18 protein-coding genes are annotated in these 21856 nt (G+C 63.1%); 6 read left to right on the top strand and 12 right to left on the bottom strand.

Annotated elements, in window-relative coordinates:
- Nucleotides 1–87 precede the first annotated feature (87 nt).
- The 4 genes from J4D52_RS18760 to J4D52_RS18745 all read right to left on the bottom strand — a co-directional run bounded on the left by J4D52_RS18760 (nt 88) and on the right by J4D52_RS18745 (nt 4051).
- Nucleotides 88–381 (bottom strand): YcgL domain-containing protein, encoded by a 294-nt coding sequence (locus J4D52_RS18760; protein WP_053277841.1) that lies wholly within the window; start codon nt 379–381, stop codon nt 88–90.
- On the bottom strand, nt 378–1511 hold the full coding sequence (rnd, locus tag J4D52_RS18755) for a ribonuclease D (protein WP_102677370.1): 1134 nt from the start codon (nt 1509–1511) through the stop codon (nt 378–380). Before rnd ends, J4D52_RS18760 begins: the two co-directional genes overlap by 4 nt.
- A 122-nt stretch (nt 1512–1633) precedes the next feature.
- A complete protein-coding gene (locus J4D52_RS18750; protein WP_102677371.1) occupies nt 1634–2317 on the bottom strand; it encodes a class I SAM-dependent methyltransferase in 684 nt (227 codons plus the stop codon).
- A gap of 84 nt (nt 2318–2401) precedes the next feature.
- Nucleotides 2402–4051: a phosphoethanolamine transferase gene (locus tag J4D52_RS18745; protein WP_102677372.1), complete on the bottom strand. Its 1650-nt coding sequence runs from the start codon at nt 4049–4051 to the stop codon at nt 2402–2404.
- A gap of 266 nt (nt 4052–4317) precedes the next feature.
- Here J4D52_RS18745 and J4D52_RS18740 point away from each other — a divergent pair, with 266 nt between their 5' ends.
- Nucleotides 4318–5100 (top strand): transporter substrate-binding domain-containing protein, encoded by a 783-nt coding sequence (locus tag J4D52_RS18740; RefSeq protein WP_102677374.1) that lies wholly within the window; start codon nt 4318–4320, stop codon nt 5098–5100.
- Here the strand turns inward: J4D52_RS18740 and cynR are convergent.
- A complete protein-coding gene (cynR, locus tag J4D52_RS18735; RefSeq protein WP_102677375.1) occupies nt 5073–5963 on the bottom strand; it encodes a transcriptional regulator CynR in 891 nt (296 codons plus the stop codon). The two genes, J4D52_RS18740 and cynR, sit on opposite strands and share 28 nt — an antisense overlap.
- A 111-nt stretch (nt 5964–6074) precedes the next feature.
- On the opposite strand from cynR, the gene J4D52_RS18730 reads away from it, so the two are divergent.
- The 5 genes from J4D52_RS18730 to J4D52_RS18710 all read left to right on the top strand — a co-directional run bounded on the left by J4D52_RS18730 (nt 6075) and on the right by J4D52_RS18710 (nt 10652).
- Nucleotides 6075–6734 (top strand): carbonic anhydrase, encoded by a 660-nt coding sequence (locus J4D52_RS18730; protein WP_102677376.1) that lies wholly within the window; start codon nt 6075–6077, stop codon nt 6732–6734.
- Nucleotides 6735–6811: 77 nt separating this feature from the next.
- Nucleotides 6812–7282, top strand: coding sequence for a cyanase (gene cynS, locus J4D52_RS18725; RefSeq protein ID WP_009042607.1), 471 nt, complete (start codon nt 6812–6814; stop codon nt 7280–7282).
- A 135-nt stretch (nt 7283–7417) separates the two neighbouring features.
- Nucleotides 7418–8602: a cyanate transporter gene (locus tag J4D52_RS18720; RefSeq protein ID WP_102677377.1), complete on the top strand. Its 1185-nt coding sequence runs from the start codon at nt 7418–7420 to the stop codon at nt 8600–8602.
- A gap of 16 nt (nt 8603–8618) precedes the next feature.
- Nucleotides 8619–9530, top strand: coding sequence for a DMT family transporter (locus J4D52_RS18715; protein WP_102677378.1), 912 nt, complete (start codon nt 8619–8621; stop codon nt 9528–9530).
- Nucleotides 9531–9713: 183 nt separating this feature from the next.
- Entirely contained in the window at nt 9714–10652 is a 939-nt protein-coding gene (locus J4D52_RS18710; RefSeq protein ID WP_025805042.1) for a LysR family transcriptional regulator, read from the top strand.
- Nucleotides 10653–10676: 24 nt separating this feature from the next.
- Here the strand turns inward: J4D52_RS18710 and J4D52_RS18705 are convergent, their stop codons facing one another.
- From J4D52_RS18705 to J4D52_RS18675, 7 genes are all read right to left on the bottom strand, one after another.
- On the bottom strand, nt 10677–11039 hold the full coding sequence (locus J4D52_RS18705; protein ID WP_025805041.1) for a 5-carboxymethyl-2-hydroxymuconate Delta-isomerase: 363 nt from the start codon (nt 11037–11039) through the stop codon (nt 10677–10679).
- A 91-nt stretch (nt 11040–11130) separates the two neighbouring features.
- Nucleotides 11131–12060, bottom strand: coding sequence for a LysR substrate-binding domain-containing protein (locus J4D52_RS18700; protein WP_025805040.1), 930 nt, complete (start codon nt 12058–12060; stop codon nt 11131–11133).
- A gap of 94 nt (nt 12061–12154) precedes the next feature.
- Nucleotides 12155–13327 (bottom strand): fimbrial protein, encoded by a 1173-nt coding sequence (locus J4D52_RS18695; protein WP_063428862.1) that lies wholly within the window; start codon nt 13325–13327, stop codon nt 12155–12157.
- Between the two features lie 185 nt (nt 13328–13512).
- Complete coding sequence (locus J4D52_RS18690) at nt 13513–16554, bottom strand: GLUG motif-containing protein (protein ID WP_102677379.1); 3042 nt, start codon at nt 16552–16554, stop codon at nt 13513–13515.
- Nucleotides 16555–16628: 74 nt separating this feature from the next.
- Entirely contained in the window at nt 16629–18341 is a 1713-nt protein-coding gene (locus tag J4D52_RS18685) for a ShlB/FhaC/HecB family hemolysin secretion/activation protein (RefSeq protein ID WP_102677380.1), read from the bottom strand.
- Between the two features lie 79 nt (nt 18342–18420).
- Complete coding sequence (locus J4D52_RS18680) at nt 18421–19200, bottom strand: molecular chaperone (RefSeq protein ID WP_025805035.1); 780 nt, start codon at nt 19198–19200, stop codon at nt 18421–18423.
- Nucleotides 19200–21779, bottom strand: coding sequence for a fimbria/pilus outer membrane usher protein (locus tag J4D52_RS18675; RefSeq protein ID WP_102677381.1), 2580 nt, complete (start codon nt 21777–21779; stop codon nt 19200–19202). Before J4D52_RS18675 ends, J4D52_RS18680 begins: the two co-directional genes overlap by 1 nt.
- Between the last annotated feature and the right edge of the window lie 77 nt (nt 21780–21856).

Here is a 21856-nt window from a genome sequence, read left to right as displayed (position 1 = left end):
AGTATCGCTCCATCGATCGCGGCAGCCGCCAGATATAGTCAGTTCCATTTTCAACGATGCCCCGGACAGGGCATCTACAGGTGTCTGTCAGACCGGATCATTACGGCGCAACAGCTCTTCGGGCAAGTGCTCGATGTACTCGTCCTCGGCCGGTGGCATCTGCAGGTGGTAACCCTGCTTGTCGAGGTTCTCCAGCACCTGGTGAATGTCCTCGCGCGACAGCTTGCGCTCCGGGGTCAGCACCAGGTCGAAGGCGTGCTGCGGCTTGCCGAACGCCAGCAGCAGGTTTTCCGGCACGCGCTCCAGGGCATCGCTCTTGAGCACGTAGAGGTACATCTCGTTCTTGCGCGGGCTTTTGTAGATGGAGCAGATTCGTTTCATGGCTGTTCTCCGGCGGTGGCCAGGCTGTCGAGCAGCGCCTGGCCCATCAATTCGCGGCGCCAGCCACGCAGCGAATCGGGCAATTGGTAGGGTCCGTTGGGGAAGCCGCTCTTGAGCAGGCTTTCCAGGGTTTTCTTGCGCAGCATCAGTTCCGGGGCGATGCCCAGGCGCTCGGCTTCGGCCTGGCCCACGGCGCGCAGGCGCTTGAGCAGGGTCGAGGCTTCCATCGGCAACGGCTCGGGGACGGCCGGCGGCCACTGGTCGGGGCCGACGCTGGCGGCACGCTTGATCAGGCCCAGCAGGAACTCGCCGTCCTGACGCACGGTGCGCGGGTGCATGTCTTCGATTTTTGCCAGGGCGCCGAGGCTGTCCGGCTGGCTCTTGGCCAACGGCCACAGCGAGTGTTCGCGCACGATCCGGTTGCGCGGCAGATCCCGTGCCCGTGCCTCGCGCTCGCGCCAGGCGCAGAGTTCACGCAGGACTGCCAGCTGCGCGCGGGACAGTTTCCAGGCCAGCTTGGCCTCGCGGTAGACCTCGTAGGGATCGACTTCGCGGCGCAGGTTGGCCACCAGCTCGGCGCCGTCTTCCAGCACCCAGTTGTATTTGTCCTCGGACAGTTTCGGCCGCAGCTGGGTGAAAACCTCGGCCAGGTGCACGGCGTCTTCGGCGGCGTAGCTGACCTGGGTTTCCGACAGCGGACGCTGCAGCCAGTCGGAACGGGTCTCGCCCTTGGGCAGCTCGATACCCAGCACTTCCTGGACCAGTCGCGAGTAGCCCATGGAGAAACCCAGGTTCAGGTAGGCAGCCGCCAGTTGCGTGTCGAACAACGGCGCCGGCAGGCTGCCGGTCAGGCGCAGCAGGACTTCGAGGTCCTCGCTGCAGGCGTGCACCACCTTGACCACCGCGCTGTTCTCCAGCAAGGCCGCCAGCGGCTGCCAGTCGTCGATGGTCAAGGGGTCGATGAGGTAAGCGCGCTGGCCATCGCCGACCTGCAACAGGCCGGCGATCGGATAGAAGGTGTCGACCCGCATGAATTCGGTGTCGAGGGCGACGAATGGCAGCTTCTGCCACTCGGTGCAGAATTGACCGAGGCTATCGTTGTCGCGAATCCAGTGAATATCGATGGCCACACGGCTCTCCCTTGAAGAATGGCGCGCAGTATATATCGCCCTCGGCGATTTCTGAGCATTCACTCGACAAGAGCCTGCGCGAAATCGGCGCCTGGCCACAAGAATAGTCCGCACCCCGTCGGCTAACCCTGTTTGCGCAGTACATAAACCCGCCAGGCGGCACAGCCGGGAATGAAATCCTGGTGGCTGAGCACTTCGAACCCCGCGCCCTTGAATTCGGCCTCGACCCGCGCCCGACTGGTCTGCCCCCATGGCTCAGGCTGCAGCTGCTGGGTGTGGCTGCCCAGCAGCCGGTCCTGCAGCCCCTTGAGGCGACTGTCGATGCGTACCGCGAGGATCACCGCGTCGCGACTGACCCGGTGAAACTCGTCCAGCAATGCCAGGCGCGCCTCGCTGCTGGCGACATGGGGGAACAGTTGCAGGCAGACGATGCAGTCCACCGCGTTGGCCGACAGGCCAATGCTGAACGACGAACTCTGGAAGGTCCTGACCCGCCTGAGCAGGCTGGCCGGGTGGTGGGTCTGGGCGTGGTTGAGCATGTCCTGGGACGGGTCCGCCGCCAGGATCACCCGATTACTGTGCTCACCCAGCACCGGCCAGAAACGCCCCGCGCCACAGGCCAGGTCGAGAATCAGACCCGGTTCGCCCGCCACCTTCAGCGCGCGGCGAACCAGCCACTCATCGCGCCACAGCGACAGGCGCCGCCCCAGCCCGAGCGGACGCTCGTCGCCACAGACGCGCGCGTGCGCCTGGTCATAGCGCCTGGCGAACTCAAGCTCGAGGGGGGATGGAGGGTGCGCGGACATGGATCTGCTGGCTCTTGTAAGTCTTGGATGAAAAACAGGTTACCGCCCCGATCGTGAAAAAAAGGTCGAACGCCGATCAAGGCTTCATTGCCGCGCCAGCACGCCGTCGACCACGCTGCCCCGGCAACCGGCGAACAGGTCCAGGTCAGGCTTGTAGACCTGGCTGTCGACCTCCAGCAGACCGAGCATCGAGTGGAACAGGTTGTCCTGGCTCAGCGGCTTTTCCCGGCTCAGTTGCAGGCAATGGGTGTCCACCGAGAACGCCTTCTGATAGCTGTCCGAGAACCAGGCCAGCATCGCCACGTGTTTCTGCTGCGACGGCGCGAGCATGTAGGGCGTGCCATGCAGGAACAGGTTGTATTCGCCCAGGGACTCGCCGTGGTCCGACAGATAGAGCATGGCGGTATCGACCTTGTCCTGGTTGCTGCGCAGCAGGTCGATCAGGGTCGACAGCACGTGGTCGGTGTACAGCAGCGTATTGTCGTAGCCGTTGACGATGCTCTCGCGGCTGCAATTGTTCAGGGCATTGCTCTGGCACACCGGGGTAAAGCGCTCGTACTCCTTGGGGTAGCGCTTGAAGTATTCCGGCCCGTGGCTGCCCATCTGGTGCAGGACCAGCACGGTGTCCTTGTCCAGGGTATCGATGAAATGCTGCAGGCCCTGGAGCAGGATCTCGTCGCGGCATTCGCTGTTGGCACAGAACGCCGGATCCTTGAGGTTGCTGACGTCGTCGAGGGTCACCCGGTCGCAGGTGCCCTTGCAGCCGGACTGGTTGTCCCGCCAGATCACCTCGAGCCCGGCGCGCTTGAGCACGTCCAGCAGCCCTTCCTCGTTCTTCGCCTTGCTGGCGTCGTAGTTCTTGCGTCCCATGTTGGAGAACATGCAGGGCACCGAGACCGCGGTCTCGGTGCCACAGGACGACACGTCGGTGAAAGCGATCAGGCCGTTTTCCTGGCTGAGTTTCGGCGTGGTGTCGCGCTCGTAGCCCAGCACGCCGAAATTCTCGGCCCGGGCACTTTCGCCGACCACCAGCACCGTCAGCGACTTGCGCGCATGACCCTGCCAGGTCGGGTTGCGCTGGGCGTCCTCGCCGATCTTGACGAAGGGCTGGCGCGCCGAGACCACTTGCTCACGCAGGTAGCCGATGGAAGCGCCCACGTAGTTGCTCGGCACTATCATCAGGCGCAATTCATGGTGATTGCGAAACAGCGAGGCCAGCCCCTGATAGTTGGCCAGGGCTACCCCGCCGATGGCCGCTGCACAAATAACGGAAACCAGCAACTTGCTCAATAACTCGCGGTGCCAGCGACGATAATTAATCGGGGTCTTGAACAATAACCAGGAAGGCAACACACCCAGGAACAGAATATAACCAAGCAACTTCAGCGAGAGTAAGCCTTGCACTTCCGTTGCATTGGTTTCGGCGAAATTGCGAAACATTCCGGCATCTATCAACACTCCGTACTGGCTCATGAAATAAGCCACGCCGGCGCTGACCATAAACAATAGAACCAGCACCGGCTTAAGTACCCGGCGGAACGCCAGCAAGGTCAGGACTATGTTGAAGGCACAGAAGATCATCACCCCGAAAGCCACGCGCATGGCGATGCCGCGGCCGTCCGAGGCGGTAATGCTAAACAGGTGCTGCCAGAGCACAAAGTTGCAGCCCAGTAATAAAAAGGCGCTGGCAATCAGCGTCACCCATTCGGGACGCAGGGGTTTAATGTTTAGCATGACAATCGGCTTGTTCCTTGAAAGAAGTGCGTCGCCGACAAGCCAGTTATTCAATGACTGTCCACGGCAGCACGAACTTTAGGTAGCCGACCATCAACGTTTCGTGAAAAAGAAGCCAACAAATAGTTGGCATGGCCCTTTGCCAAAACTTTTTCGGCGAAAACACTCCGCAACGCACTGGCAAGCGATGCGCCTTGCCTCGCTCGGGTCCGGCGCAAATAATGAGCCGCCCTCGGCCATTCCCCTCGTCATCAAGGATCGACCGCATGAAAGCACGCCTTCTGCTCTGCTCGCTGCTGACCCTCAGCGCCCCGGCATTTGCCGCACCAGACGCCTCGCACCTGGATCAGGTCATCGAGCGCGGCCACCTGAACGTCTGCACCACCGGCGACTACAAGCCCTACACCTACCTGCGCGCGGACGGTGCCTACGAAGGCATCGATATCTCGATGGCGCAGTCCCTGGCGCAAAGCCTGGGGGTCGAGGTGAAGTGGGTGAAGACCACCTGGAAAACCCTGATGCCGGACTTCCTGGCGAACCAGTGCGACATCGCCGTGGGCGGCATTTCCGTGTCCCTGGAGCGGCAGAAGAAAGCCTTCTTCAGCGACACCCTGGGCGTCGACGGGAAAATCCCCCTGGTGCGTTGCGCCGACAAGCAGCGCTACCAGACCGTCGAACAGATCAACCAGCCTTCGGTGCGCCTGATCGAGCCGCCGGGAGGCACCAACGAAGTCTTCGCCCGGGCCCGCCTGCCCAAGGCCAACCTGACCCTGTTTCCTGACAACGTGACCATCTTCGAGCAACTGCTACAGAACAAGGCCGACGTGATGATCACCGACGCTTCCGAAGCGCGCTTCCAGCAGAAGCTCAAGCCAGGGCTGTGCGCGGTGAACCCCGAGCAGTACCTGCAATACAGTGAAAAAGCCTTCCTCCTGCCACGGGACGACGTCGCCTGGAAAAGCTACGTCGACCAGTGGCTGCACCTGAGCAAGGCCACCGGCTTCTACACCGGCGTGGTCAATCAGTGGCTGGCGGCGCCCACGCCCTGAGTCGTCAGCAGCTCGCGAAAAGCCTGGCACGCGGCGCTGCGATAGGCGCCCTTGCGCCCCAACAGCGCCACGCTACGGGGCGCCAGGGCCGGTTGCAGGATCACCGGGCGCAGGCCCGGCTGCTCCTGGGTAATGGCCAGCGGCAGGATGGTCGCCAATTGCCCACGGCGGACGATTTCGACAATGGCGCCGATGGAGTTGGCTTCGATGGCGATGCGCGGCGTGATGCCCTGCTCGCGGCAATAACGATCGATATGCTGGCGGGTGGCGAAATCGCCGCTGAGCAACACCAGCGGCTGCCGTTCCAGCTCGGCTGCCGTCAGCTGCCGCGGTAGCTCGGGCTGCTGCTCGCGGCTGACCATCAGGCTCAGGCTCTCCTCGAACAGCAACTGGCTGTCGATGTCCGGCAGGTGCTGCCCGGCAAAGGCGATGCCCAGGTCCAGGCGGTCTTCGGCCAGGGCCGCTTCCAGCCGGTCCTGGGTCATTTCTTCGAGGCTCAGGGCAACCCCCGGATAACGCTGGTTGAAACGGGTCAGCAGCGGCCCCGCCAGGTACGTGATGAAGGTCGGGGTCATGCCCAGGCGCAATGAGCCACGCCGCAGATCCTGCACGTCATGCATGGCCCGTTTGGCCGCCTCCAGGTCCTGCAGGGCCAGCCGCGCATAACGCACATAGGCCTCGCCGGCGTCGGTCAGGCGCACGGTGCGCCCCGAGCGGTCGAACAGCGGCGCGCCGAGGCTGTCCTCCAGTTGCTTGATCTGTTGCGACAGCGTCGGCTGGGACACATGCAAGGCTTCGGCGGCGCGGGTGAAGTTGCAGTGCTCGGCGACAGCCAGCAGGTAACGGATATGGCGTAGCAGCATGCTGAGCTTCCAACTATAGGCAGTACTTATGGCAAGCATAACAAGCCGGTCTTGGACGCTATAGCTTAAATTTTCCATCCTTGCGCCATCAGCGATGCAAGGAGAACCACCATGCAGCACATCATCGACGGCTTCCTCAAGTTCCAGCGCGAAGCCTTTCCGAAACGCAGCGAGCTGTTCAAGCAGCTGGCCACCACCCAGAGCCCCAGCACCCTGTTCGTCACCTGCTCCGACAGCCGGGTGGTGCCGGAACTGCTGACCCAGCAGGAGCCGGGCGATCTGTTCGTGATCCGCAACGCCGGCAATATCGTGCCCTCATACGGCCCGGAACCCGGCGGCGTGTCGGCCACGGTGGAGTACGCAGTGGCCGTGCTCGGGGTCAGCGACATCGTGATCTGCGGGCATTCGGACTGCGGCGCCATGACCGCCATTTCCACCTGCAAATGCCTGGACCACCTGCCGGCCGTGGCCAACTGGCTGCGCCATGCCGAGTCGGCCAGGGTGGTCAATGCCGCCCGCAGCCATGTCTCGCACGAAGCCTGCCTGGATGCCCTGGTGCGGGAAAACGTGATCGCCCAGTTGGCTAACCTGAAGACGCATCCCGCGGTCGCCCTGGCCCTGGAACAGGGTCGGCTGAACCTGCACGGCTGGGTCTACGACATCGCCAGCGGCGACATTGCCGCGCTGGACGGCCCGAGCCAGGGCTTCGTGTCCCTGGCCGAACACCCCGACACCTGCGCCTTGGTCGGCAAACCGCGACACGCGGCTTGAGCGCTGCCTTTCTTAACAGCTCCTTTTCCACAAACCTTTTCAACAACCCTTTCATCATCCGCAAAGAGGAACTCGACATGCTGCAATCCCAATTCGCCCAAGCCCCGCGCCTGGCCCTGGCCGACACCATCATCGATGCCAAGGCGCGCAAGAACCTGTCGTGGCAACAACTCACCGACGGCACCGGCCTGAGCCTGGCCTTCGTCACCGCCGCCCTGCTCGGCCAGCATGCCTTGCCGGCCGCTGCCGCCGACCTGGTCTGCAGCAAGCTCGACCTGGACCAGGACGCCAGCCGCCTGCTGCAAAGCATTCCGTCGCGCGGCAGCATCCCCGGCGGCATCCCCACCGACCCGACTGTGTACCGTTTCTATGAAATGCTCCAGGTCTACGGTTCGACCCTCAAGGCGCTGGTCCACGAGCAGTTCGGCGACGGCATCATCAGCGCCATCAACTTCAAGCTCGACATCAAGAAAGTCGAAGACCCGGAAGGCGGTTCCCGCGCGGTGATCACCCTGGATGGCAAGTACCTGCCGACCAAGCCGTTCTGATCGCCCCTGTGGCCGCTGCCTTCGGTAGCGGCCACAGGTGTTATTTAATTTTTAGATAGTCCTGCAAACTTTCTGATTTGCCCCGGCCACGTCCCTCCCCGCCTAATCAGCGCCTGATTTCTTCAAGGCCTGATCATGGAAAACGTTCGCGCAACAACCCGCCCCGCCTTCTGGCTGATGCTCAGCGTGATTCTGGTGGCCTTGAACCTGCGGCCGTCGATGGCCGCCGTCGGCCCTTTGCTGTCCGGCATTCGTGGCGATATCGCCCTGAGCTTCAGCGACGCCGCGCTGCTGACCATGCTGCCAGTCATGGCCATGGGTCTGGCGATGTTCTTCGGCGTGCGCATAGGCCAGCGCCTGGGCGAGCACCGCAGCGTGGTGATTTCGCTGCTGGTCATTGGCCTGGCCACCCTGTCGCGGCTGTTCCTCGATTCGGCCGCCGAGCTGATCCTCAGCGCCGTGCTCGCCGGCCTCGGCATCGCCCTGATCCAGGCGCTGATGCCGGCGCTGATCAAGTCGCGTTTTCCCGACAATGTCTCGCTGTTCATGGGCCTGTACGTCACCTCGATCATGGGCGGCGCGGCAGTCGCGGCGTCGTTCGCCCCGCTGGTGATGAGCCGCACCGGCAGCTGGCGGCTGGGCCTGGCGATCTGGGCGGCGCTGGCGGTCCTGGCGCTGCTGTTCTGGTATGCACAACGGGCGGCCACGCCGAAACTGCCGGGCGCCGCGCTTCACCACGAATCCTTCGCCGGCAACCGCCGCGCCTGGTTGCTGGCAATCTTCTTCGGCCTGGGCACGGCGTCCTACACCTGTGTCCTGGCGTGGCTGGCCCCCTACTACGTGGAGCAGGGGTGGAGTGAACAGAACGCCGGTCTGCTGCTGGGGTTTCTCACCGCCATGGAGGTGGTCTCGGGCCTGGTGACGCCGGCCATCGCCAACCGTAGCCAGGACCGCCGCCTAGTGCTGGTGGCGCTGCTGGTGCTGATCATCGCCGGCTTCTGCGGGCTGATCCTCAGCCCGCAGCACCTGAGCCTGCTCTGGCCATGCCTGCTCGGCCTGGGTATTGGCGGGTTGTTTCCCATGAGCCTGATCCTGTCCCTCGACCACCTGGACAATCCGCGGCGCGCCGGTGGCCTGACGGCCTTCGTGCAAGGCATCGGCTACCTGATCGCCGGCCTGTCGCCGCTGCTCGCCGGGATCATCCGCGACCGCCTGGGCAGTTTCGAGTGGGCCTGGTGGTCGCTGACCGCGGTCATGGCGCTGATGATCCTGATGGTCCTGCGCTTCGATCCGCGGCATTACCACCGCCACTTCCAATGACCCGGGGAACGCACCGATGAAACCCGCCAGCTTCCTTAATGCTCATCTCGGCATGCTGCTGTGGGCGGCGCTGATCGCCGCCTCGTTCTTCGCCGCTGCCCAGGTCAGCCAGGCCGTCGACCCGCTCCTGCTGACCGGCCTGCGCCTGCTGTTGTCGGCCCTGATGTTCGTGCCGTCGCTGTGGCTCAACGGCGCATTCCGGATCACCCGCGCCGGGCTGCGGGCGCATGCCGTGCTGGGCCTGTTGCTGGCGGTGTACTTCGCTTCGCTGTTCGAGGCGCTGCGGCATACCTCGGCGGTCAACACCGGCATCCTGTTTGCCCTGGTGCCGCTGCTGACCCTGTTGTTCGAGGGCGTTCTGCTGAGCGGCAGCCCAGCGAAAAACCGCCTGTTGCCGATGCTGCTGGCGGCCGCCGGGGCCATGCTGCTGACCTTCAGGGGCGGCGGCGCCGAGGGCATGCCGTCGCTCTACGCGGTCGGCGTGTACGGGGTCGGTTGCCTGGCCATGGCCTGCTATTCGCCACTGAGCCAACGGCTGAAAGCCACCAGCCTGAAAGATCGCAGCCCGGCCGCCATGACCTTCTGGAACATGCTGTTCGGCGCGCTGTTCCTGTTCGCCTTCTGCCTGCCCGGCGGTGGTTGGCGCAGCGCCGTCCTGCTCACTTTCAACGACGGCCTGTGGCTGCTGTACCTGGCCTTGTTCGCCACCCTGGCGACCTTCTGGCTGCTGCACCGGGCCATCGGGGTGATCGCGCCGGCCACGGTCATTTCCTACATCTACCTGAGCACCCTGTTCATCACCCTCTTCCATTGGTTCGGGCTGGGCCGGCAACCCTTGCCGAGCGAGCTGCTCGGCGCGCTGCTGGTGGGCCTGGGCATGCTCGCGCTGATCCTCGGCAGCCGCCGGCCAGTCCCCGTGCCCGGCTGAACCACTAGGCACAGGGACAAGCCGCCAAGCGCTGCGCCACACTGCGCAGGTCGTGTTATCGGAATTAATTGTCCCCTCGTTATCCGTGAAACCCCGGGGCAAGGATTCAATTAGGACGATCGTTCCGTTAGCATCAGGCGAGTTTGCGCACGACCGCGCGAGGTGCTTAACGAGACGGAACTGATGCTGAACAGTAACTTGCTTAGAAAGCTCGACATGCAGGACCTGATGGTGTTCGTCGCCGTGTACGAGCAAAGCAGTGTGACCGGGGTATCGGAAACCCTGTGTGTCAGTCAGTCGACCGTCAGTTACTGCCTGAAGAAACTGCGCACCGGCTTCGAGGACGAGTTGTTCATCAACACCCGCACCGGCATGCGTCCGACCTACAAAGCCACCACCATGTACAGCCACGTGCTGAAGGTTCTCGAGAGCATCAACCTGTGCCACTCCGGGGTCCAGGCCTTCGACCCGACCCGCCAGGCCGTCACCTTCAACGTCTGCGCGCCGGAATATTTCGAACTGCTGATCCTGCCTCGCCTGCTCAAGGGCTTCGACTTCGCCGACCTGCCGGTGTCGGTCAATGTGCACAAGCTGGAAACCGATATCCCCGCCGATGAACTGCGCGACGGCAGCCTGGACCTGGTGATCTGCTTCGGCCCGAACTTTCACCACAACCACCCGGACCTCAAGTCGCAGATGCTGCTCGAGGATGATCTGGTGTGTGTCTTCGACAAGCGCGCGACGCCGCCGCTGGAACCGCGTTTCAGCCTGCAGTCGTTCGTCGAGCGCCGGCATGTCTACCCCACACCCTGGACCTCGACCACCAACATGGTCGACGGCTGGCTGGCCCGCCAGGCCCACCGGCGGCAGATCGTCGCGCGCTCCAACAGCTACAGCGCGGCGCTGAAGATGATCACCGGTACCGACTTCATCCTGACCCTGCCGCGGCGCATCCAAGCGCTGCTGACCAACGACGCGGTGTTCAGCCATTGCGAAGCGCCCAACGGCCTGCCGGGTTTTACCCTGGACATGCAATGGAGCGCGCACACCGACCAGGACAGCGCCAACACCTGGTTCCGCGAGCAGGTGGTCAAGGTCTGCGCGCAGCAGGGCCTATTGTAGGTTCAGGCTCTGCCGCATTCCGGCTCAGTGACCGATGCTGAGCTTGCCGTAGGACTCACGGTCGATATCCAGGATCTCCACCGCCAGTTGCAACTCGACGCCGGCCGGCCATTCGCACAGCTCCTGCAGCACCGCCAGCAGGCTTTGCGAAAGCTGCTTCTTGATTTCCGGCGAACGCCCGCTGAGCAACGACAGCTTCACATGCACGAACCCCCGCTCGCCGAGGCCGGTGCCGACGCGAAACGTCTCGACCTTGCGCGCGCGGCTCTTGATGTCGTATTCAGCGAACTGCCCGGACGCCACCAACGCGTGGTTGAACCGCAGCAAAGCCTTGTCGGCATCCAGTTGCGGCAGGTTGGCGGTGTATTCCATATGCAGATGAGGCATGGCAGAGCTCCCTGAAAGGTGAGGAAAAAGGTGCTCCATACTACACGCCCCGCAACCGCCTGCCTGAATCCTCTACCAAGGGATAAGCCGCTCAATGGGCCTTGGGCGGCGCCACGTCGCGGTCGCTCATGAAGGCCTCCAGCCGCGAGCGCAGCCAGCGCTCGGCCGGGTCGGTATCGACATGGCTGAGCCAGACCATGGACAGGTCCAGGGTCGGGGTCTTGAACGGGAACGGCTCCTGGAACAACTGCCCCGACGCGGCCATGGCCGCCGCCGCGTAGTCCGGCAGGCTGGCGATCATGTCGGTCCCCGCCAGCAACGCCGGCAGCGCACTGTATTGCGGCACCGACAACACCACCTGGCGCTGCCGGCCGATCTCGGCCAGCCACTCATCGGCGAAGCCGCTGACATTGGCCGTGTGCGACACCAGCACATGCGGGCGGGAGCAGTATTCGTCGAGGGTCAGCGGCGTATCGCTGGCATCGGCGCGCAGCACGCTGGGCTGGATATGCCGCAGCAGCTTGCGCTTGGCGTTGGCCGGCAGCCCACGGGTCTGGCTGATGCCCACGGTGATGTCGCCGGCGGCCAGCAGGTCCGGGATCCGCCAGTAGTCCGCGTGCTGCACCACGAACACCACCTTCGGCGCTTCCTGGCGCAAGGTCCGCAACAGCGGCGGCAACAGGCCGAACTCGACGTCGTCGGACAGGCCGATGCGAAAGGTCATGGTGCTGCTGGCGGGATCGAAGTCGTGGGTCAGGCTCAAGGCCGAGGACAAGGCATCCAGCGCCGGCGAAAGGTGCTGGATCAGCTCCTCGGCGCGGGCGGTCGGCTCCATCCGGTGGCCCACGCGAATGAACAGCGGATCGTTGAAGATCGCGCGCAGGCGATTGAGCGCCGAGCTGATGGTCGGCTGGCCGAGAAACAGCTTCTCCGCCGCCCGGGTCACATTGCGCTCGAGCATCAGGGTTTCGAACACCACCATCAGGTTGATATCGGCCTTGCGCAGTTCGTTGCGATTCATCCGCGTGCTCCATCCCCAGGTCGGAGCCCAGTGTAGAAAGGCCCCGCAACGGCGTCTATCGCCATCGAAGGGCCTTAGTTCAAGCCGGAATGACTCAGGGGAAGGTAAAGGTGAACTCCGCCGCGCCATCGGCATCACCGACCTTGAGCTCGGCATCGCTGCCGGTGCGGATGTAGCCGGCCCGCAGCGGGATGATCGCGCTGTCGCCCACCCGTTGCATGTCGTAGAGGGTGCCGTCGTACTTGACCCGCTGCTGATTCAGATCGTTGATCATGATGATGCCGAAGCCCTTGGCGCTGTTGGGCGAAGCCGTCAGGTTGAGCACCGACGGGTCGGTGTGGCCGGGCACTTTGTCGGTGAAGGTGATCTGCGGCCTGGCATTCAACGCGCACTGGCTCAACTCGATGCGAAATGGCACCGGCGACGAGGTGGCGCCCACCTTGGGAAAGTCCGCCAGGGAGAAACGCCCGAGCCTCACCGGGATAGTCTTGTATGACTCCACCACGCACTTGTTGGGAATACTGGGCCCGGGCCCGCCCCCCATATTGATGATGGCGGGCCCCATCAACGGGTAGGACTTGCGGCAGATGCCGCTGGGTATGTTGTCGCTCGGTATATCGACTTGCCCCCCCAGGCTGGCGACGTCCTTGAGCAGGTCGAGCGCATACAGCCTCAGCCCCGAGCTACCGTCAACACGGTCGATCACCAGCTCGCCGCTGGGCAGCTGGCTGGGAGGCACCGTGAGGATCAGCGATTGCAGATAGTTGGTCACCATCACCGAGCTCTGATTCTGGCCAGCGCTGGGGTCGAACAGAACCAGGTTCTTTTCCAGCGCGACGGGGTTGTGAGTCTGGGAAATCTCCCTGAGCACACCGTCCGAAGAATTCACGGCAATCTTGAAACCGATGCCGCTGATATTGGTTGGTGCAATGGCATCGGGCAATGGCGTGCCCGCGGTCCAGTACGCGGCAGATACCAGCTCATGAGCCTTGTTGCCGGTAGTGCCGCCATACTTGTAGTTGGTGATGAGCGCCACCGGCCGTTGCCACAGGACCGAGCCTACCGGCGTGGTGCTGGTCAATGGCGTCACTTCCACCCAGGGCCGGCCAGCTCTGTTACTGAACGTGCAGTCGATCGCCTGGCTTTCCACCATGGCGGCCTGTGCCGTCGCACCGATCATGCCCGGAAGCAGGCAGGCCAATGCCTGGACGGTATGGTAAAGCCGGCGCCTGTGGCAGCCGGGCCTGAATGCCAATAAGTGGGTCATGGGGCCATTCTCCATGTGCTGCTTGAGCCCGGCCGCGTTGATCGACCGGACTTCGTTCAGGTGGACGATCCGCGTCGCGGCTCATCCTGAAAGAGGGGATGAATCCATAAAATCGATACGCCATGCCGCGGCATGGCGTATCGAGCCCCCCGCGATACCTGGGTATCAGCGGGTGGTGCCGAGGGTTACTGGATGACCCCAGCGTTGAGGCCGGCAAGCGGCGCCTGGGACGCCTCACCCGATGTCGAGTTGTATTTCATCTCGCCATAGTTGACGCCGACCAGGCCACCGTAAGTCTGGGAGTTCCGGTAATTGGCGTTGATCTTGCCGCTGGCCCCCGATTGACGAACCTTGCCCATGTTCAACCCCACCAGGCCCCCCAGCCTCGTGTAGTAACCGCCGCTCACCATGCCCTTGGCCAGGGAGTTGAAGATCTGGCCATGGTTCTGCCCCACCAGCCCACCGATGGTGCTGTACTGGTCGCCATAGACAGCGCCCCTGGCCGTAGCGGTTTCGATGACGGAGCTCTGGTTGCGACCGTTGCTGCCCACCAGGCCACCCACGAAGCTGTTGGTACCGGCCCGGACTTCGCCACTGGCTTCGACCGAACTCAGGTTTCCGTCGTTGTTGCCAATCAGTCCGCCGACATTGCTGTTGGCACCGGCTATGACTTTGCCACGGGCCACGGAATGGCTGACAGAACCGCCGTAGTTGCTGCCGATCAGCCCGCCGGTATTGCTGTTGGCGCCCGCGGTGACATTGGCCAAGGCCTCGCCGGAGTCTATTGTGCCGCCCAAGTTCCGGCCGACCAGGCCACCCACATGGGTGCCCGAGGTGTCGTAGACCGTACCGCTGGTCTTGACCTCGTACAGCGTGCTGTCCTGGTTGTAACCGATCAGCCCGCCTGCCGAGGCACTGCCGTAACCGTTGACCGTACCGCTGAAGCTGGACTCCCTGACCGCACTGTTGGCGTTGAACCCGATCAGGCCACCAATATTGCTGGCGCTATTACCCCGCACCGCTGCCGAGGAACTCGAGCGCTCGACCGTACCGTCCTGGTTGTAACCGATCAGCCCGCCCATATTCGTGCCCACATAACTGCACGAGTTGTTACCGACTGAGCCGCTGCTGGAAGAGTCCGCGATATAACCGCCCCTGTTGGTTCCGACCAGACCGCCCGCCCCCCCTAAGGAGTTGCGCGCCAGATACCCGCCGATGACGACATTCGTCAAACTGTTGGTAATGCGCGCAGTGCCTGCCTCACCCTTAACGTTTTCACCGACCAGCCCCCCCAACGATGTGGTATAGCTGTTACCGCTCACACTGGAGTTGACCGCCACCGATGCGCGATCGATGGCACCGCCCGCATTGAGTCCGACCAGCCCCCCCACGACGTTGGTGTTCGAGGCGTTGGCGTTGACCCGCAGGCCAGTGGCGCTGACGTTGGTCAGGGTCCCGGTGTTCCGCCCCACCAGGCCGCCGATATAGCTGAAACCCGTTCCAGAAGTGGTGCCATTCACCGTCATGTTGGCCAGTTTCAGGTTACTGATACTGCCCGAGTTGTCGGCGAACAGGCCAACCATAGGCCCGGTATTGGTCACGGTAAAACTGCTGATGGTATTGCCCAGGCCATCGAAGACGCCGGAGAACACGCTATTGCCGCCAATGGACTTGAAGGCGCCGGAACCCTTGAGGTCGGTCCCCAGGACATACAGGCCATTGAGGTTGTTATTGACCGCCTGCAGCTGGGCGGTGTTTTGAATGACATCGTAGAGTGCACCGTTCGAATCGAACGAAGCCCCTGCACCGGACAGGGTGACCTTCGCGTTCTGCCCCAGGGCATAGGTATCGTCTTTGCCATGGTTCAGCCCGAGGCTGCTATTGGCGCCAGTGAGGGTCACGTTGCCGTTGAGCTGGATCTTTTTATCGGCATTCATTTCGACCCGGGCCTTGACGCCGCTGCTGACCAGCCCGCCATTGACCTCAATGTTGCCCTTGGAGGACAACTTCAGCTGATTGCCGCTGTTCCAGGTGATGGGGCCGCCCACCACCACGTCGCCAGCACTGCTGGCCAGCTCGATATGGGTGGTCGCTAGGTTGTTCGACAAGGTATCGGCGTAGGCCGTGTCGCTGCCCGATGCCGCTGTCGGATTGACCTTGACCTCGCGCGAGGTGATCTTCCAGCTGCCGGTCTGGCCGTTGCTGGCCAGGGTATTGACCCGAGTCGCCAGTTGCACCTCGGTGTTCGCGCCTTTGGTCTCGATCACACCGCCGTTGCCCAGGGTACCGATGGCGCTGGCGGTCATCGCCCCGCCCACCAGTACCTTGCCCATATCACCGCCATCGAGGGTGATCTTGCCGGCCGTGCCACGCAGGGTATTGGCCTCGATGGTGCCCTGGTTGTTGACCACGGTCTGCAACATGGTGCCCGCGCTCTTGGCGGTCATCAGCACTTGGCCGCCGTCGGCCTTGATCAGGCCGCCGTTTTTCACCAGGGCATCCACTGCGGCACCCTCGACTTGCAGGTTGAGCAGGTTGTTGCCGTCGAAGTTCACAGTGAACTTTTCCCCCGCGCCCAGCGCGATCCGGCCCATTTGCGCCTGGATCACCCCATCGTTGCGCACGTTGGTCCCCAGCAGCGCCACGTTGCCGCCCTGGGCGGCAATGATGTCGCCGTAGTTGATGATCTCCGCCGTCGAGTTGCCCGAGAAATTGTATTTGCCAGCGTTGAAGTCGGCGTCGCTAATGTTCCGGGTCGAAGCCACCAGGCCACCCACGTTGACCTGGGCGCCCTGGCCGAACACGACGCCATTGGGGTTGACCAGAAACACCTGGCCGTTGGCATCGATCTGGCCCTGGATATCGCTGGCGTTGATACCGACGACGCGGTTCAGTGCAACCGAGCTTTTAGTGGGCTGGTGGAAGGAGACCTTCTCACCCTTTTTGACGCTGAAGTCGTTCCAGTTGGTGATCAGCTTGTCACTTTTCTGGTTGATCGACATTTCCTTGCCATCGTTGAAGGTCAGGATATTGGCTTCCCCGGAGACATGGGTATTTCCCGTCGGCAGGGCGAATGCCGACGACATGGCCCCCACTCCCAGCAGACTGACGGCCGCCACGACCATGCCCTTGCGCGCGCCCGACTTGCGCCGGCGCCGCGCGCCCTCATGAGCCACATTCCAGCATGCCAGGGCCTGGTTCCAAACCAGTGCATACATTTTGTTCACGGTAACGCCCTCTTCACTAAAGAACGCCCTGCAAACCATTTGCAGAGCGACACCACTCCTGCTACGAGCAGGTACTAGAAATATTGCGTCGCGTTCATCCAGACCCGGGGGCGGCGCTCCGGTTTTTCCTGGGTCTTGCCGTTGTCATGCAACGGCCAGGCGAGCGTCAGGTTGACTTGCTGCGAAGGCCCCACCCAGTTGGCGCCGATACCGATCGCCGTGATCCGGCGGGTGTTGTTTTCGGAGGTCCAGGGTTGGCGGTTGACCTTGACCGTGCCGTTGTCGGCGAAGGCGCTGAGCTGCCAGCGTGGGGCCAGGGCGTAGCGCAGTTCGGCGCTGGCCTGCCAGCCCTGATCGCCGCTGCCAGCGCCCAATGAATAGCCGCGCACACCGTAGGGACCGCCAAGGCCGAGCTTTTCCGAGCTGTCCAGGTTGCTGTTGGCCCATTGCGCACTCAACCGGGTATAGAACTGGAAGCGATCGCTCAGGCGTTGCAGGCGCGCGGCGTTGAGATTGAGCTTGGCGAACTCGCCCGAGGTGCCCGCGGTGCGGCCATCGCGGACCTCTTCCGCGCGGTCGCCGAAACGCAACCGGCCGCTGCCGTAGGACAGATCGAAGAAGTTCTGGCCCCCCCGGAAAAAACGGTCCTGGCTGTTGCCGTTGAGGCTCAGGGTCCACAGGTCGATCCGTTTGCGGCTGCTCTCTTCGTAAAAGTCGATATCGTCGCGCAGCCGTTTGTCTTCGTATTGCAGTTGCGCAGTGAGGTCGAAGGTGCGGCTGCGCACCAGCGGCTGGGCGACGAAGAGGCTGCGAAAGCTGGCAACGCCGTGGTAATCGAGGACTTCAAAGTCCCTGCCCACGCGGTAGCTCATTTCCGAATACGCCCCCCCGATGCGGGTCGACCAGGGGCCGACCGGCAACTGGTAGGCCGCGCGGTAATAACGCTGCGACTCGTCGCTGCGCATGGCGCGCAGGCTGAGCTGGTCGCCGAGGCGCAAGGGGTTGTTGAGGTTGAGGCTGCCACCCAAGCGGTATTCACCGGTGTAATAACCGCCGAAGTTGTCCGCCTCCAGGGTACCGTCCAGCAACGGCCCGGACTCGGTGTCAACCACCAGGTCGGTGGTTCCGTACTCCTGACCAGGGCGCAAGGTGCCTCGGGCCTGGACCCCGGGCAGGTAGCTCAACAGCAGGAGGCTGCGTTCCAGGTCCGCGTCGTATACCGCCTCGCCGCTGTTCAGCGACGACAGCGGCGTCCGCACCACCTGGTCCAGGGCACGCGAACTGTTCTGCACTTCGATATGCCCGTAACGCCCCTCGACCACGGCGATCCGCACCAGGCCGTTTTCAATGTCCTGGGGCGGCAGGAAAGCCCGGGCCAGTACATAACCCTGCTTCTGGTAGTAGTCGGTAATACGCTGCGCGGCCCCGCGCAGACCGGCCAGGTCCAGCTCCTGGCCCTGTAGGTCGGCCAGCAGCGCCTGTAAACGCTCGGTGCTGAAAACCTGGTTGCCCTCGATGGCAAACGTCTCGACCTGCACCCGGATCCCGGAAGTGTCCGGGGCTGCCGGTGCGGCAGGTGTCTCGGCCTTGGGCAGATCCAACTCCAGCTCCGAAGGGGCTGGCTGAGCCGGCTGGACCGACTCGATATCACGCATCGCCTGACCGGCGTTGGGTACCTGCACCGTCTTGACGGCAGTGGGCACCTGCGCCGCCTGGGCGACATTGGGCAACGCCAGCGACAGCAGGGCTGCCAGGGCAAAACCGGCGCCACACCCCGGCAGGCGCATGCCCGCTGCTCGTGGCCCTGCGGACACCCGATCGCAACCCCGGGACAACCCACCCGCTACAACCTGATCCGAGACAAAACTACTGTTGTAACCGCGCACTTCCACTCAGCGTCTCCCCGCTGTCTATCGCCACCTGGTAACGAACGACCGTCGCGCTGGCGACGGCTGCCTTTTTTGTTGCGGGCAGGGCGATACGTGTCGTGCCGAAAGGCTCGAGCGTGATCCCCTGCCAACTGACCGATTGAGCTCCGCTGCCCAGTTCCAGCTGCGGGATGGACACGTAGTAAGGCGCCCGGCTGGTGGCCAGCAGCGCCATCTGCCCGTCTGCTCCGGGGGCCTTGTCGAGGCTCCAGACCACTTGCCCGATGGCCTCGTCCGCCTTGCCGGCAAGGCCTGAAGGGCGGTACAGCAGCTTCATGCGCATGCGGTAGGCCAGGCGCAGCAGATTGCTGTCGGTGGTCGTCACCGGTGGCACTTCGAGGAAATTGATCCAGAACACCGACTCGCGATCGCCGGGCAAGGGTTCGCCGGTGTAACGCACCACCAGGGCGCTGCGCTGTTGTGGGTCCAACCGTGAAATGGGCGGCGACAGTACGAACGGCACCGTCAGACGGCTCGGGTCGGCGCGCGTATCCCCCCGGTCCAGCCAGGCTTGCAGGAGGATCGGCGCATCGCCGGTGTTGCCGACCCTGACCGTCAACGCCGAGGCATTGTCCGGGTAAATGAAGCGCGTACCGGTAATGGCCAGCGCCGCCTGGGCGTCGGCGCACAGCGACATCAGCAACCAGGCCGACATCAGGCCACCACAGATCCACCGAGCCATGGCCGAGGGGCGGCACAAGCCGCATGCCTGCTGCATCAGTCGCTCCTCGCCTGAGCAGGTGCCCCGGCAGTGTCGGGCGGTACCGGGCGGCATGGCAGGTCGAACACCTCATAGCCCTTCGCCCCGGCAGCCTTGGCAGCCTTGGCAGACGCTGCATCGCGCTCGGGCAGGCGGTAGTCGATCAGGCATTGCTGCCCAGGCTGGTCACCCCATTCGACGCGGATCGAACCCTGGTCCTTTTCGCTGCGCAGCACCAGGCGACTGCCCTGGCCGACCGCGCCCATTTCCACCCCGCTCTCGGCGTCGGTGGCGATCGCGGCAAACGGCAGGAGCGCGCCATTGGGTTGCAGGCTGTTGATCAGGAAAGAACGCGCCTTGCGGGTCGGGTACGCCAGCATCACCACGGCCCCCGCCACCGGTGCCGTGTTGCGCGAACTCACCTGCAGCTCGACATCGTCGGGCATGCCCTGCGGATCGACATCCACAGTATTGAGCTGGAAAGGCGTCAGGCTAGGCACCACGGCGTAGCCACTGCCGTTCACCCGCGCCCCGCTATAACCGACCCCTGCGCCCAGGGCATGCGGCGCGTAGACCAGACCGATGGTTTCGCTCAGGGTCTGGGCGAACGTCAGGCCGCCGGGGTGCAGGATCATGCCGCCGGACGCGCCGACGGATGCCTGACGGTAATCGCTGCCCTGGGAAAAACTGGAACTCAAGGCCACCTGGGGCAAGGAATAATTGAGACTGGCGTTGTGGCTGGTTTCCCGTTGCTTAGCATCACGGGAAACGGCCACGGCATAGGAGGCTTTGCCCGCGTCGTCCACTGTCCCGGAAACGCCGCTGGTCAAATGAGTTCCCGTACTCTGGTCGTGACTGACGAAGTTATTGAGCACCGTTGCGCCCCGGGTCTCACGGCCCAGCGGGATCGTAAGGGTCAAGCTCAAGGTCGTATTGCTACTGACTGCCCGACGCCCTGAATACCGGTTCTGTCCCAACGTGCGTTGTACGGCGAAGGAATAGCTGTTGCCCCGCCACTGATTGCTGTAACCCGTGGAAAAGCTCAGGGCCTTGCCTTGTCTATTCCAGTAATTGAGCGCCGAACCACTGGCATAGAAATGCCCGCCAGTGGCCTTCAACTGCTGACTGATATTCACATCCAGCCGGTCACGCATTCGGGAGAAGGCTTCCACCCGTTCGCCGCGCTCGACGAAGTCCTGCAATGCGACCGCGTCATGCAGTCCCAGATAGCCGCTGGTCGAGTAGCGATAAGCCAGTAACGAGAAGTTGGTACCGCTGTTGGGCAGGTTCTTGCTATAGGAAAGACGCAGGCTCGTCCCCTTCAGACGCCCCCTTCTTGGCACGTTGGTTTTGGCCTGGGTCACATCGAAGGCAAAGCCCCCTACATCGGTATTGAGCGCGCTCCCCATCAGTACTGACATATAACTGCCCGTGACAGCGCTGCCGATGTATCCGGTAATGTCGTTATCCAGACCGCGCTGGGCTGTCCCTTGCAGCACATACTGGTTACTGCCGCGCAGCCCAGGATCGATGACCTGGCCGGCGGTGAAGCTATATCGGGAGTTCCCAGGGCGCAGTAACTGAACAGTCGTGGCGAATGGCACGGTGAAGCTGCTGCTCTTCCCGTTGGCCTCGGTCACGGTGACGTTCAAGTCGCCGCCGAAGCTGGCGGCTTGAAGATCGCTGATTTCGAAGGGTCCCGGCGCAACGGACGTTTCCGATATCAGGTAACCACGTTGATAAATAGACACCTTGGCATTCGAGCTGGCCGTCCCCCGGACAACGGGCGCGTAAAAACGCTCGTTGTCGGGCAGCATCCGGTCATCGCTGGTCAGTTGGGCACCGCGAAAGGATACGGAGTCGAACAGATTGGCATCGGTGACGCTTTCGCCCACCAGCAACTGTGAACGCCATGCCGGCAATTCGGTCTGGCCGTAGATGGAGCCTCGCTGATAACGGCTACCCGCTTCCGGAGACCAAGTCAGGGTGCCGTTATGCCGCAAGCGCACCGACCCCATATTGAGCCCCATGTTCAGACCGGCGTAAGCGTTGGTCTGGGTTCGGCCGTTATTCTGCGCACTGAACAGGTTGGTGTTGTAGTTGAGCAGCCCTGCAGAAATGCCGCGATCCCAATTCGCCGGATCGACATAGGTTTTCGACCGGCCTTTCTGCAGGAAATATTGCGGCACCGAAAGATCGATCGTCAGCTTCTTGAGATCGATCTTCGTGGTGAGGCCAGGAATGTAGCGAGCCAGGTCCGCGCAATAGGTGCCCTCCGGCATGCTTTCGACGGAAGGTTGCGCCGAAGCCGCCTTGTCCAGATCGATACCGGCGCGGACCAACAACGAGCGCTCATAACAAGGCTGGCCCCCTTGCGGCCCATGGGTGTCGCGAAACTCGATGTTCTGCGTGGCACGCCACTGACCATTGACCAACAGGTCGATACGGTAATTGCCTGGAATGAGAAAGCCCTGGCGCTCAAAGCGGCTGGTATCGATGGGGGCACCTTCAGTCTGAAACAACATCTGCGAATCGAATACCACGCCCTGCCCCGCAGGCTCGGCAGTGGAAGTTTCAGCCCATGTTTCAGTCGCCATGACAATAGCCGCCGTAGAAACAAGACATAGAAAGAACAGACCTGGACTCCAACCGTACGAAACTAACGCACAAGCAA

It is taken from the genome of Pseudomonas sp. GW460-12-10-14-TSB1 (assembly GCF_017349775.1).
Taxonomy (GTDB): Bacteria; Pseudomonadota; Gammaproteobacteria; order Pseudomonadales; family Pseudomonadaceae; genus Aquipseudomonas; species Aquipseudomonas piscium.
Note: the sequence above shows the minus strand (reverse complement) of the source record. Positions and strands in the feature narration are given on the sequence as shown.

What these genes read in the sequence shown, in the direction of transcription:
- J4D52_RS18760 (WP_053277841.1), bottom strand. Translation starts at nt 381, where the DNA reads ATGAAACGAATCTGCTCCATCTACAAAAGCCCGCGCAAGAACGAGATG.
- J4D52_RS18750 (WP_102677371.1), bottom strand. Translation starts at nt 2,317, where the DNA reads ATGTCCGCGCACCCTCCATCCCCCCTCGAGCTTGAGTTCGCCAGGCGC.
- J4D52_RS18745 (WP_102677372.1), bottom strand. Translation starts at nt 4,051, where the DNA reads ATGCTAAACATTAAACCCCTGCGTCCCGAATGGGTGACGCTGATTGCC.
- J4D52_RS18740 (WP_102677374.1), top strand. Translation starts at nt 4,318, where the DNA reads ATGAAAGCACGCCTTCTGCTCTGCTCGCTGCTGACCCTCAGCGCCCCG.
- cynR (WP_102677375.1), bottom strand. Translation starts at nt 5,963, where the DNA reads ATGCTGCTACGCCATATCCGTTACCTGCTGGCTGTCGCCGAGCACTGC.
- J4D52_RS18730 (WP_102677376.1), top strand. Translation starts at nt 6,075, where the DNA reads ATGCAGCACATCATCGACGGCTTCCTCAAGTTCCAGCGCGAAGCCTTT.
- cynS (WP_009042607.1), top strand. Translation starts at nt 6,812, where the DNA reads ATGCTGCAATCCCAATTCGCCCAAGCCCCGCGCCTGGCCCTGGCCGAC.
- J4D52_RS18720 (WP_102677377.1), top strand. Translation starts at nt 7,418, where the DNA reads ATGGAAAACGTTCGCGCAACAACCCGCCCCGCCTTCTGGCTGATGCTC.
- J4D52_RS18715 (WP_102677378.1), top strand. Translation starts at nt 8,619, where the DNA reads ATGAAACCCGCCAGCTTCCTTAATGCTCATCTCGGCATGCTGCTGTGG.
- J4D52_RS18710 (WP_025805042.1), top strand. Translation starts at nt 9,714, where the DNA reads ATGCTGAACAGTAACTTGCTTAGAAAGCTCGACATGCAGGACCTGATG.
- J4D52_RS18705 (WP_025805041.1), bottom strand. Translation starts at nt 11,039, where the DNA reads ATGCCTCATCTGCATATGGAATACACCGCCAACCTGCCGCAACTGGAT.
- J4D52_RS18700 (WP_025805040.1), bottom strand. Translation starts at nt 12,060, where the DNA reads ATGAATCGCAACGAACTGCGCAAGGCCGATATCAACCTGATGGTGGTG.
- J4D52_RS18695 (WP_063428862.1), bottom strand. Translation starts at nt 13,327, where the DNA reads ATGACCCACTTATTGGCATTCAGGCCCGGCTGCCACAGGCGCCGGCTT.
- J4D52_RS18685 (WP_102677380.1), bottom strand. Translation starts at nt 18,341, where the DNA reads ATGCGCCTGCCGGGGTGTGGCGCCGGTTTTGCCCTGGCAGCCCTGCTG.
- J4D52_RS18680 (WP_025805035.1), bottom strand. Translation starts at nt 19,200, where the DNA reads ATGCAGCAGGCATGCGGCTTGTGCCGCCCCTCGGCCATGGCTCGGTGG.
- J4D52_RS18675 (WP_102677381.1), bottom strand. Translation starts at nt 21,779, where the DNA reads ATGGCGACTGAAACATGGGCTGAAACTTCCACTGCCGAGCCTGCGGGG.